This window comes from Novosphingobium sp. MBES04 (genome assembly GCF_000813185.1).
Classification (GTDB): domain Bacteria; phylum Pseudomonadota; class Alphaproteobacteria; order Sphingomonadales; family Sphingomonadaceae; genus Novosphingobium; species Novosphingobium decolorationis.
Window position 1 is genome coordinate 14,748 of the sequence record NZ_DF850491.1, and the last position, 12,006, is coordinate 26,753.

At 59.9% G+C, this 12,006-nt stretch carries 11 protein-coding genes; 5 read left to right on the plus strand and 6 right to left on the minus strand.

Features of this window, described 5'->3' with window-relative positions:
- The 3 genes from MBENS4_RS25995 to MBENS4_RS23035 form a co-directional block, all read right to left on the minus strand.
- Window positions 1–641: hypothetical protein (locus tag MBENS4_RS25995; protein WP_159108126.1), on the minus strand; the 641-nt coding region annotated here is incomplete at its 3' end.
- Window positions 642–867: 226 nt separating this feature from the next.
- Window positions 868–1,908, minus strand: coding sequence for a glycosyltransferase (locus MBENS4_RS27720; protein WP_084592349.1), 1,041 nt, complete (start codon window positions 1,906–1,908; stop codon window positions 868–870).
- Window positions 1,909–1,941: 33 nt separating this feature from the next.
- Window positions 1,942–3,069, minus strand: coding sequence for a radical SAM protein (locus MBENS4_RS23035; RefSeq protein WP_084592350.1), 1,128 nt, complete (start codon window positions 3,067–3,069; stop codon window positions 1,942–1,944).
- Between the two features lie 1,389 nt (window positions 3,070–4,458).
- Between MBENS4_RS23035 and MBENS4_RS27080 the strand changes: the two genes are divergently transcribed.
- Window positions 4,459–4,578 (plus strand): thermonuclease family protein, encoded by a 120-nt coding sequence (locus MBENS4_RS27080; protein WP_242405104.1) that lies wholly within the window; start codon window positions 4,459–4,461, stop codon window positions 4,576–4,578.
- A gap of 5 nt (window positions 4,579–4,583) precedes the next feature.
- Here the strand turns inward: MBENS4_RS27080 and MBENS4_RS23040 are convergent, their stop codons facing one another.
- The 3 genes from MBENS4_RS23040 to MBENS4_RS23050 form a co-directional block, all read right to left on the minus strand.
- Window positions 4,584–5,597 carry a ParB/RepB/Spo0J family partition protein gene (locus MBENS4_RS23040; RefSeq protein ID WP_039396535.1) on the minus strand — a complete coding sequence of 338 codons (1,014 nt, stop codon included), beginning with the start codon at window positions 5,595–5,597 and terminating at the stop codon, window positions 4,584–4,586.
- A gap of 46 nt (window positions 5,598–5,643) precedes the next feature.
- On the minus strand, window positions 5,644–6,846 hold the full coding sequence (locus MBENS4_RS23045) for an AAA family ATPase (protein ID WP_039396537.1): 1,203 nt from the start codon (window positions 6,844–6,846) through the stop codon (window positions 5,644–5,646).
- 194 nt (window positions 6,847–7,040) lie between these two features.
- On the minus strand, window positions 7,041–8,129 hold the full coding sequence (locus MBENS4_RS23050) for a replication initiation protein (RefSeq protein ID WP_039396539.1): 1,089 nt from the start codon (window positions 8,127–8,129) through the stop codon (window positions 7,041–7,043).
- 666 nt (window positions 8,130–8,795) lie between these two features.
- Between MBENS4_RS23050 and MBENS4_RS25130 the strand changes: the two genes are divergently transcribed.
- The 4 genes from MBENS4_RS25130 to MBENS4_RS23065 all read left to right on the plus strand — a co-directional run bounded on the left by MBENS4_RS25130 (window position 8,796) and on the right by MBENS4_RS23065 (window position 11,669).
- On the plus strand, window positions 8,796–9,059 hold the full coding sequence (locus MBENS4_RS25130) for a CHC2 zinc finger domain-containing protein (protein WP_144401082.1): 264 nt from the start codon (window positions 8,796–8,798) through the stop codon (window positions 9,057–9,059).
- Complete coding sequence (locus MBENS4_RS27085) at window positions 9,056–9,661, plus strand: DUF7146 domain-containing protein (protein WP_445321536.1); 606 nt, start codon at window positions 9,056–9,058, stop codon at window positions 9,659–9,661. Before MBENS4_RS25130 ends, MBENS4_RS27085 begins: the two co-directional genes overlap by 4 nt.
- Before the next feature lie 339 nt (window positions 9,662–10,000).
- The gene (locus tag MBENS4_RS23060) at window positions 10,001–10,327 is read left to right on the plus strand and encodes a single-stranded DNA-binding protein (RefSeq protein WP_039396545.1); all 327 of its coding nucleotides are present in this window, start codon (window positions 10,001–10,003) and stop codon (window positions 10,325–10,327) included.
- A gap of 397 nt (window positions 10,328–10,724) precedes the next feature.
- Window positions 10,725–11,669, plus strand: coding sequence for an ArdC family protein (locus tag MBENS4_RS23065; RefSeq protein WP_052322740.1), 945 nt, complete (start codon window positions 10,725–10,727; stop codon window positions 11,667–11,669).
- Window positions 11,670–12,006 lie beyond the last annotated feature (337 nt).

Consider the following 12,006-nt stretch of genomic DNA (forward strand, 5'->3'; position numbering starts at 1 on the left):
CGAGCACGCGGAGGTGGTGCAGTTTTCGTCTGCTCTAAGGCAGATCTGAGTTCAGCCAATTTCTTGTCGTACCGGGCGCGCTTTTCCGGCGTGTCGTATGTCTGATCGATCCGGTCCTGCTCAGCAGCTTGTTTGAGCGCTGCGTTCAGCACGGCTTGCTCAGGGAAAGTCGTACGGACGACTACCGATATTCTTTCCTGAATGGCGACTTTGACCTGAACGGCATCCAGCAATTTTTCAGATTTCCGCTGAAGATGTTCCGCGCCTGTCGAAAGCCTATCGAGAAATCCTTCAACTGGAGTCGGGGGGGGCAACGGCTGTGTGGTCTTTGTGCTTCTGCCAGCCTGGACATTTGTCCGGTTGAGAACGGGAGTTGTGCTCGCCACGGATGGAATGGACGCGCTCGCGCGACTATCGCTGTTTGCCGGGGAGTGCCCGCTGCTGCCGCCTCCTGACAAGAGGCCATAACTTCCCCAAATGACAAGCAATTGCAGTAGAATCAGTGGCGATGCGTAGACCATTACGAACGTGAAGATCGTCCAACCAATGCACAGCAGTTCAAGTTTGCCTCTGGCGAGGACACGTACAGCCAAGATCGACAGAAAAATCGCGATCTGAAAGCCAAGGATCGAACCAAACATTTACCCACCCCTCGATCAGACAAGCACCATTCTGCGTCGCCCGACAAATTCCGCGCCGCCCCCCCTTCGTCGATCCGGCCTGCCAAGCTGGAGGCCTATCAGAGGCTTCGCTTCGATACATTGGCTACGCAATATAGTGGAGCGCGCAAGGTCATACTCCATAACGTTTTTTTGATTGGTGATCCCGCCTGCCGCAGCCGACCCTAGCCGGTCACTCATCGGCCGATCACAAATTCCCGGCAGCCGACAGTCTTCTCTGTATGACTTCTGCTCCCGCATAACGGTAAAGAGTAGAGGCTTGCTCGCCCATGCAGGTATCCGCGTAGCTTTCGGCCCGTGCGCGGGCGCTTATGGCTAACTGCTCGCGCAATTCTCCATCTGCGTGAAGAGTTGCCAGAGCGTCCGCAAGCTGGATGGGGGATCGCCGACGCACGAGAAGCCCAGTATCTCCAACGATCGCAGGGATACCGCCCACGGATGTCGCAACGCATGGAAGACTTGAAGCCATGGCCTCGAGAAGGGCGAGCGGGCTTCCCTCATGGTCCGAAGCAAGCACAAATGCGTCAAGTCCAGCGAACCATCCAGGCATGTCCTCGACGACTCCGCAAAAGCTGACATCAAGCTCCAGTCTCGCAGCAAGGGACCGCAGCATCGGTTCCTCGGAGCCCTCACCGGCGAGGACCAGGCGGCTCGCCACCCTCTGTTGCTTCAGGCGATGGAGAGCTGCCAGGAGGTCGCGATGACGTTTGACGGGGTGCAACCGCGCAGCCGTTCCGATAGTAAAGGGACGATCACCATCGCGACCTCTTCGAGTCGCAAATCGGTCAAGGTCAATTCCGGGCTGCAGAAGAGCGATCCTCTTTCCCGCAAGCCAGCGAAATCGGCGCGCGAGATCTTCAGAAACCGCCGAGACAATGCCCGCCTTGCGAAGTCCGCGGACGATTGCGGGGAGCCAGCGGGCACTGCTGCCAAGGGCCATATGAAGGGTCACCACGCTGGGCACATTGCCGAGTACTCCCTCGGCCAGCGCGGCGCTGACATGACCCTGGACATGGAGCACGTCGATTCGTTCCCGAGCGAGCAGGCGAGAGAGCCGATCTCCAAAGTTCGGCTCGTGCCGTGAAAGCTCCACCTGCCTCACGCCGGGCAAAGCTATGCGCTCCCCCGGCGCATCGGGATCGTGGAGGATTACGAGCGGGGCAATCCCGAATCGAGGCCCGAGCCGGCAAAGTTCGGCAACGAAGCGCTCGCGCCCGCCCGTTACCATGTTGGGCAGAAGATGAGCGACCTTCAACACGGCTCAGCTACCCGAGCGCTGTGCCGCCAAAGCTCCGTATTTGCGGCGTGAAGGGCCGTGCTTTTCCACGCGTGAAGCGGCCTCGCAATGGCAATTCGGACAGTTGAGCGCAAAGGCATCGCGCGCAGCCTGATGGTGCGCGCGAGTGCCGAGAAGATCGCGCAGCCGCGTCTCATGCAGGTTACCAAGCGGGAACGTAACGTAACAGAGCATCACCGAACCGTCGGCACCCACCCAGAGCAATTTGCGCGCGTCGCATGGCACACGCATCTCCTCCTGCTTCAAGGCCCAGTCCGGGAAGGACGCCAGGGCAATCTCGCTCTCGGTCAGGAGTTTGGGGCGTGCCCGCTTGAGTGCCAGCAGGTGATCGACGACGCGTTCCACCGCTGGACGGTCATCTGGCCGAAACTGGAGCTCGCGCTCTGGTCCCTCCTGGAAGTAGGGTAGTGAATAGTGGACGACATCGACGTGAATGCTGCCCTGGAAACGGTCGGCGAACGCCACCATCGCGTCGATGGCCTCGATAGTGGCTGTGCGACGGCTCAGGAGAAAGTTGAATTGAATTTCGAGATCCTCTGGCCCGAATTGCCGCCGGGTCGCCTCAAGACTTTCCAGCAAGCGCTGGTAACGTCCGGGCCTCTGGACATAATCATCAAAAGCCTCGCCCTCGCCGTAGTAGCCGATCGTCACCTTGCGTAGCCCGGCCGCATGCAGGTCCGCAATTTTACGATCGAGTACCAAGCCGTTCGTCGTCATGTAGCACCCGACCCCGAGGTCGCTAGCTATCCGGACCATCTCGACGACATCAGGATGGAGCAGGGGTTCGCCGCCATAGAGCCTTACAGCTGGAACTCGAGCCTCTGCAGCGTCTTCGAGCAATTCGCGGACAGTGTCGAGTGGTAACTGTGAGCCAGGCATGAAGTCACGCCCGTACTTGCAGCCCTGGCAGCGTAGGTTGCAGTGAGCCGTAATCGCTATCGTGATCTTCTCGGTACGCGCGCGCACGACGGCAGGCCAATGGATCGCCAAATCGGAGATGATCCTCTCCCGACTTCGATAAACGGCTTTCAACGCTGGCGCTGTTTGAGGTACCGAACGTGCAAGCGCTCTGGCCAGACTTTCAATGGACATGAAGGCACCCAGTCTAGAGTAGATGACGACCGCTCGCCACGGCCATGCTCAAGCGTGCCGCGATTGGCAGCCAGCTATGGCCGAAGCATAATAATTATATGTATAAAATAGATTATTTTATCATGTAGCGTATAGGGACAGCCTTCATATCAAGTCCCGAAGGGGGCAAGGAAAGGCCTCTCTGCCATTATCCTGAAGCGTCCCGAGTTTTCCGGAGGCAGCTCGGCTTGAGCCAGGCGCTCATTTGTGTTGGCTGCTGATGTGCGCAACCGAAACCTTCCAGAGGATCACAGGTTCGCTTCCGCGTAACGCCCGAAATCGAAAGTACGGTGCTCCGAAGCTGTCGGACGGCTAGATCCCACTCCAAGGCGCTGATCCAGGATCGCGCAGGCGCAGAGCGAAGGTCGGCTTACCCAGGGCGGTCGTTCCAAAGGCGACTGTCGGCTAGGTCCCAACAGGAGCCGATTTGTGATCTCTGGAAAGGCAAGCACGCTGACAGCATCCTGCTACTTGCAGGGCGGTGATTCATTCAGACTGCGCAGCAACAACTGGATCAGCTCGTCCTCATCCTTTGGCCAAGGGAAGGGGCCAGGTCGCTCAAGGCCTGATTGATCACAGCGCGTGAAGGAAGGCCTGTTCGTGAGCTAATCTGCATGCGCCAAAGACACTCTCAAAAAGCGTAGGAGATTGACAGGCCCGGAGGCGTTCCGCCACCGGGCCTGGTCTTTCCTGACAGGTCGACAGGCTTCCTCTTCAAGAAAGACTCTTAATACCAGGCAGTTCATCAGGGGGGCTACCTGATACCAAGGGTACACAGACCGCCCACAGGACGATCAAGACCTGAATATGGCAGGAATCCTGCCTCGTCTATATATTTATAAGAACATCTAACTATCTATGTATGCAAGCTGAGGTTTCCACAAACACTCGGGATCAATAAGCCCCGCTGACGCATTTCATGGTCTGCGGCCACGATCAGCCAGGGCGAGCCGTTGGGCTGACGTAGTGCGGACACGAAGCGAAGCTCGGCTTACCCAGGGCGGCCTCACCAAAGCCGACAGATCCGAAGTCTCAGACTCCGAAATCGCCAAGGTTCTTAGCCCGCCCTTCCTCACTCAGTTTTTGTGCGCGGTGCATTTAAACAGAGGAAGGCTGAATGCTTGCGTCTATCCTTGCAGCAGCTGCGTTCAGCTGTTCCTCTCCCAGTATCCGCGACGGAGACGTACATCGCTGTGGACGTGAGCGAATTCGAACTGCCAACATCGATGCTCCATAACTACCTGGATCACCCTCCTGCTCCCGGACGAAGCGCTCGTCCCACCGGTTTGATTTATTCCCTTGGCAAGACAAGCCGAGACGCGCTCATCCGCAGTTGTAGGAAATGCCCCCGTGATCATAACATCGCTCGGTATAGAACGGTATGGCCGTACGCTCACTTCGGTGTCAGTCCGCGGGCGAGATGTAGGCGAATTCCTGATCTCGCAAGGCCTGGCAAGAACGCGGCGTTGAAGCGTCTACAACCAGTGCTGTTCGAGTAGGTCCATCAAGGCAGCTTCGACTTCGGCTCGTGTGCCCCCTCCCCGTGGCAGCAGCGTCAACTTGATGCCTTTGGCATCGAGAGCCTCAATTTTCAGAAGCGCCTTGCCGTCCTCGGAACGGACCGTTTGCGCCTTTCCTGACCTTTTGGGGGATCCTGACTTCTTGGGGGGATCGGCTGCAAGCGCCAGAGCACGAATGATGTCCGGAACGGGCGTCGGCTGCTCAGCGCCTTTCTCGCGTTCGGCGAGCTCTGCGGCCTGAGCAAATACCCGCTGGCGCCGATCCTCCGGCTTCAAGAGAGGCTTGATCGCCGTCACGTGCTTGATCCTCAGATCCTGGGGCCGCGAGAATGCTACCATCAGTTCGCGCGGTAGTCGCGCCAGGTCGAGATAGCGGCTCAGCCAGCTCGGGGTGACGTTAATACGTTCGGCCATGAGCTTCTGGCTGCCTTCGTAGTAGGCATTCAACGCGCGCAGATAATCGCGCGCGCGCTCAAGGTCGGTCAGATCGTCACGCGCCCGGTTCTCGATATCGGCAAGCCGAAAGGCCTCTTCATCGGTCAGATCACGAACATCGATCAGGAAGCGGAAATCAGGGTAATTGTGTGCGCGTAGCCAAGTGATCGTCCAGTGCCGCCGCGCACCGCAGATCACCTCGTAGTCATAGTCGGCTTCGCCCTTAACCCGGCGCACGATCGCAGGCATCTCCTGCTTGCCCTGCGCCTTCATGCTTTCAATCAGATCGGCACACCGCTCCTCGTTGAGCAGGGCGTACTCACGATTGTGCCCTTCCCACATCCGGCAACGCGCCGGGTCGACGAGCTCGTGCGTGCGCGACACCACGCTCCCGGAGGCCAGTTCCGCCAAACGGCTCTCTCGTCCGGTCAGGACACTCGAGCCGATGCCGGTTCGGCGAGGCACCGGCTTTTCGGAAGCTGGCGCAATTCCGGCCACCAGATCGGCTGCAAAATTCGCGTTCTTCTTGCTCACGAGAGCCCTCCCTCAGCCCAAATTGCACCGGTGCAATTTTGGCGGTTCATACGACGCCTTCCTTGCGCAACCGGGCCAAATGGCTCGGCCACATCGAACGAATATCAATCTCGATTTCGCTGTTCACGCCGTCCAGATAGGTCAGGCAGCGATTGCGCACAGACGAGCTCGTAACCGGGCCATCGAGCTCGTAAACGGTCATGAGGCGCGCCGTGGCATTATCGATCTCAGCGGAATCCTTGAGCGGTGTCCGCACGATCGCGTGCCCGAACAAGCTGCGCATCAGATTGATCAGCTCCTTCTGCATCGACTTGTTCTCATCGACCTTGGACGCGACGAAACGCAGGAACTGGAGCGACGGCGCCATGTCCCGTTCCGCCAGCGTCTCGATCGTTTCATCGAGCATGGCCAGAAAGGCGGCCGTCGAGGAAAAGTCCATGACCGTCGGTGGCACCGGCACCACCAGGGCATTGGCCGCGCGCAGCACCGACAGGGAAATAGCTCCCAGCGCCGGCGGCGGATCAAGCACGATCACATCGAAACGGTCCGAGATGCTGGCGATGCCTTGCGCCATACGATCAATGAGACTCCCCTGCCCGCGCGCCATTCGCGCGGCGATCTCATACTCGGATTGAAACAGACGCAGGTTCGCCGGGATCAATTCAAGCCCGTCGAAATGCGTCTTGCGCAGCGCATAGTCGAGCGAGTCCATGCCGTCGTGGCGCAGGAAGGGATAGAGGGTATCGTCTTCGGACAGATCCAGATCCGGCACATAGCCGAACAGCGTCGTCGCCGACGCCTGGCTGTCGCAGTCAATCAAGGCAACCCGGTAGCCGCGAATGGCGAGATACTGCGCGAGGTGCACGGACAACGTCGACTTGCCGACACCGCCTTTGAAGTTCTGGACCGCGATGACGCTGCACGGATCTTCAGGTGCGCGCCAGGGCCGGGTCCCGAACAGGCCTCGCATATCGTTGAGCTGGGCAAGCGTGTAGCCCACCCGCCGATTGTTCTCTGTTCGCGGCGGAGGCGGAAGTCGGCCGTCCTTCTCCGCTTCTCGAATAGCGGCCGGCGTACGGCCCACCAGCTCCGCCGCCTTTCCGATCTGAAAGGTCGGCTCGCGCCGGTCATCGGCCCGCGCGGAGCGCGCCGCGTCGCGCAAACGCTCCAGAACCGAACTGGTCCGCTGCGCAAGCGCCTGGACCGACACCTCGTCCTGCACGCCTTCAATATCAAGTGATGCGGCCAAGCCAGCCTCCCTTTTCGAAACTGGAACTGACTTACGTCAGTTTGCACTTATCGGTCAATAATTGATGCATTTTCGCAAATCGCGTGGCCGTTCCGGGGCTGTGGGCGCTTGGTGGTACGCACAGCGCAACATCGGCCTCTCTATCCTGACCGATTGGGGGTGCCTTTGGAAATTGCACCGGTGCAATTTGCAGATCAGGGCCTGCCCCGCCGCGCGAAAAAGCTCTCGCAATACCCAGTCCAGGACGCGATGAGCTTGGCACCCTTCAGCTTGGATAAACGCTCTCCCATCTGCTCGCGATAGGCGTTGGCAATGAGATCGATGTCCCATCCTCCCCCTGAGCGCCGGGCAATCGCGGCAAGCTCATCTGCCCCGTACTGGAGCGTCCCGCTGGGAAAGCGCAGTTCGGGAGGATCCTCCCTCCCCTTCCCCACCAAGGCCGAGACAACGCCATGGGCCAGTTCCTTTACCTCGACGCTCTCGACCTCGCCTTCACGCCGCGCCTTGCGGCCACCGGAATGGCGCTCAATTTCATCGACGGTCGCGATCTGCGCGGGAGCGCCCTTGGGCTCGAAACGAAACTCGATTTCCGTCACGGCGCGCCCTTTGCGGATCTCGCGCCACTCGACCCTGAAATGCGCAAGCTGGTCGATTTCGGCCTTGGCCTTCTCGAGCACCTTTCGGCGTAGCTGGGCAAAGTCCTTGTACACATCCGGACCAATTCCGAGCAATGCGCGCAAGGCCATCATATCGCCCTTCCAGGACGACTGGCGCCGATGCAAGCGCAGCGCGCCGACCTCATACAGCTTCAGAGCGTAGTTCGAGCGAAAGCCAAGAACCGCCTGGCGATTGAGAACCGCATAGGTCTCGGACTCCTGGATCAGCTTGCGCGCTTCGGGCGTGAACTCCCATTCAATCCACCCCGATTCCGTGCCCGGCTCGTCCTCGACCTCTTCACGTGATGACGAGATCAGCGAGAAGCGCATTGTCGCCTTCTTGCCGCGCCAGGACGTATCGTCGATCGCAAATAACGTCCGGTGCAGCTCTTCGAGCATATCGGAAATCCGCTCGTTGCCCTTGTGGCCGCGACGAATGTCCGCCTTGCGCATGCGATGCGGACGGTCTTCCCATGCATCGCCTCCAGCGGTGAGGATCATCAGGGCAAGAAGGCGGGACGCGGTCAGGCTGAGCGACTGTCCCTTGACGAACTTGACCTCAACAATACTGCCCGGCTTTGCGAACTCGTCCCCGTCCTTCGCCTGAAGGGCCGCAGCGACCCGCATCGCACGGCCAGGTCCAGGCTGGCCCTTCTCACCTTCCTCGGCATTGTCGGAAGCTCGTTTTTTGGCCATGTCATAACGCTCGAGGGGATTCGCATGTAAGGCCTCGGGTGTGCCTGACCTGTCCACTGTGGTCAAGTCAGGACAGGATAGACCATTCTGAGCCCCCAATTGGTCAGGATAGGCCTCGCGAACGTGAAAGGACGAGCGGCGGAATTCCGGCGAGTCGCTTTGGCCAGGGGAGGGGAGGGCGAGAAGCTTGCGCGCCGAAGTCCATTTTTCGCGGAAACGCAACGCAAACCCGTCGGGAAGGAGTTCCATTGGTCTCTCCCCCATCCAGTCAGGATAGCCCCAAGCGGTCAGGTAAACTCCCCCGGGAGGTCAGGTTAGAGCCCCCAACAGGGCAGGCATAATCCCCCAAGCGGTCAGGAAGAGACCCTTCAACCCCTCTGGAAACTGCCAATTTTTGGCCCCCGAATCTGAATCCCTTAGAATCAGAAAACCTTCCGCTGCAAGCAGCGGCGCTGATTGAAAGAGGATTCCAGGAAAGAGGAGGACACTGAGAGCTTACGCCTAAAGCCTTTAGCCGCGCCTTGAACCGAAAGATCATAGCAAACCAAACTCCGACAACGCCCTGTACGGATTTAGTGTATATGCTATATTCGGACCATGACAACCACTCCTCAATCCGCAGCTCGACAGATCGTGAAGGAGCTCAAAGGTACCTGGCATGGTCGCTATGGCAAAGTCTGCTGCCCTGCGCACGAGGATCGCGAAGCCTCACTTTCGGTTACACCAGGACGTAAGGCGGTTTTGTACCACTGCTTTGCCGGATGCACGCAAAGCGACGTCATCCGCGCGTTACGCGCCCGGCACTTGAACCCGATCATCTCGCTCGGGAACAGCTGCATACCCAACCGGCACGCGACATGACGTCCCTATGTCGGCTCTTGTGGGATCAGGCGCGTCCAACACCTGGAACGCCTGCGGAGCGGTACCTTGCAAAACGCGGCCTCTCCCAATCGACGGTGGGACGATACGCACCCGGCGCCATCACATATGAGGCAGGACGCAAACTGCGTTTACCCGCACTGCTATTGCCCATGACCCAGAGGGGGCAGCTCGTAGCCTTGCTGCGCATCTTCCTGGAAACCGATGGTCGCAAAAGTGACCGCCTTGGCGCCGCCAAACGAACATTGGGCGATCCGCGGCAAAGCGCCATACATCTGGGCGCGCCAGCAGACGAAACCATGAACCTGGCCGAAGGCTTTGAAGACGCGGAATCGGCGATGATCCTCAACGAACTTAGCGGTTGCTCGGCCGTATGCGGCGTCGCGCGCTATCGTGATCTCTACATACCAGACCATGTCCGCCGGGTCCGGGTATACTCCCAACATGGCAAAGCCGCCCGAGATGGGCTTGTTCGCGCACACCCGCACCTCACAGAAAATGGTCGAAGCCTTCAGATCATATTGCCTCCTCCCGGAGGTGATTGGAACGACGCGCTTCTGGCCAAGGGCAGGGCAAAGCGGTGAGAGTTCTCGCGGTCTTCGGCGGTCTTGCATGTATTTGCGCGGTTACATGGTGGAATCGATCTGGCACCGAACAACACGAGTTCTTGTGCGGCGACGTGGCTCCAAGATCCCTGTGCGAAGGCAGATCAGGGTTCGTCCGCGGCTTGCACGATGCTCGAATGCTTCTGGCAAAGTGTGCGCGTCCACCAAGCAAGGCAGAGCCTTACAAGGAAGGCGAAGTTCGCAGACGAACGCAGACATCAAATGTCGCGCGAGGGGAGGGGGCAGGGCGGCCCTCGGGCAAATAGCGACGTACCTCCGTGTCAAAATCGATTTGGAAAGCCTGAAAGGAAGACCTCGATGCCGCAGAACATCGCCGAGTTTCGGATCATCGGCCGTATTGGAAAAATCCTCCCTCTCGAGAAGGTTACCTATGTCAGCGTGGCCTCGAACTACAACCGGCGGGACGGGGACGACTGGAAGACCGATACCCATTGGAACAGCGTCGTGTGCTTTCCCAAGATTGCCGCGCAGGTCGAGAACGCCGAGGAAGGCGACCTCGTTCACATCACCGGACGGGCCCGCGAGAGCAGCCATGCCGGTGATGCCGGGACCATCTACAAGACCGAGCTGATCGCGGATTCCTTCTCTATCCTGGCGCGGAAAATGGCTGAGCAGGACAACTAGAAACGGAGAGGAACGGGCGCGGCCTGCCGGCATGGCTCTATCTTCCGCTTCGCTCGGGCTGAATCCGCAAGCGGCTTCGTCCTATTGAGGTCACGATCCGCGCTCGAAGTGGAGGCCGCGCTTGCGCGGCCTCTTTCGTCTTTCAGCCTAAAGGGGGGCGGCCTCCCCCCTTCCCGGCAAGGGCCAGGCCGTCTGCGCGCGGCAAACCGCACTGCGCTTGGCTCACGCGAGGGTGTCCCCATCCTTCCGTGCGCTGCGCTCCCGTGCAGGACGGGTGATCCCCCTCCCTCGCACTCGGCCCTCCGGTGCCGGTTCAACCCCCCCGGCTTCGCCAGCGGGCAGAAGCCGATGGACGCCATCGCCTTTGGCTCCATCAAGGGAAAAGGGAAGCCAGCATATGACCCGCAAGACCAAGACCGTCCGCCACAACACCGCGCGGCGCGCCGACGTGTACGAGGACGTCTCCAACCAGATCATCGCCATGCTCGAGAAGGGCACCCGCCCGTGGTCGCCCCGCTGGACCTCCGGCCTTGCCTCTCTGCCTCGTCGCCACGAGGGGACGGCCTATCGGGGCATCAATGTTCTTCTGCTTTGGACCGCCGCCATGACGCGCGGGTTCTCCAATCCCTATTGGATGACCTATCGGCAGGCCGCCGAGCTGGGCGGACAGGTTCGCAAGGGCGAAAAGGGCAATCTTGTCGTTCATGCCGGAACCTTCACCCCCAAGGACGAGGAAACCGGCGAACCTGTGACGACGAGCGAGGGCGAGGAAGAGACCCGCAAATTCCTGAAGCGCTATGTCGTGTTCAACGTGGAGCAGATCGACGGGCTTGATATGTCCAAGTATCCCGCGCCCGCTATCGACGTGCAAAACCGCGACGACCGCGATGCCGAGCTGGACGATGCCTTTGCCCGCTGGCCGGTCCCTTACGCCGAGGGCGGGGCAAGCGCCTACTATGATCCCGTCGCCGACCGCATCCAGATGCCCGCCTTTGGCGACTTTCAAAGCGGAAACGCGTTCTATGCGACCCTCGCACACGAGGCCGTGCACAGCACCGGGAGCGTTAAGCGCCTCGCCCGCGAAACGCTGCGCGATTACAGCAAGGCCCGCGACATGCGCGCCGAGGAAGAGCTGGTTGCCGAGATCGGCGCCGCAATGCTTTGCGCGCAGCTTCGCATGGAGCCGACCGAGCGCGAGGACCATGCCGCTTACGTGGCCTCCTGGCTGACCGCCCTTCGTAACGACAAGCGCGCAATCTTCCGGGCCGCCAGCGCCGCGCAGAGCGCAAGCGAACTTATTCTCTCGCATATCATCGTGTCGGATCGCGTTTTGGCGGCCTGAGACACCAACGAGGGCGGCTTACCGGTCGCCCCCGACTTGCGATTTGCGGAATTTTGGGCACCTTTGGTTCCAAAGACGCCCAAAATGGCCTCTTTTGACGGAAAATGGGAACAGGTTACCAATCGTTCATCCCGGCCTTTACCCACGAGAGGAAGCCTCGATAGCTCTTGGGGCGCCCTGGCCTCAAAAGCGTATGACGGGAACGATATGGCTGTTGCGAGCACCGCATTTGGAGCAGCGCAGCTTGCGTTCAATTTCGCGGATCCGCACCGGTTTGCCCCGCGCGGCCAGCTGATCGCGCCATGTATCGCTAATCATGGTCACCGTGTACCCGCAG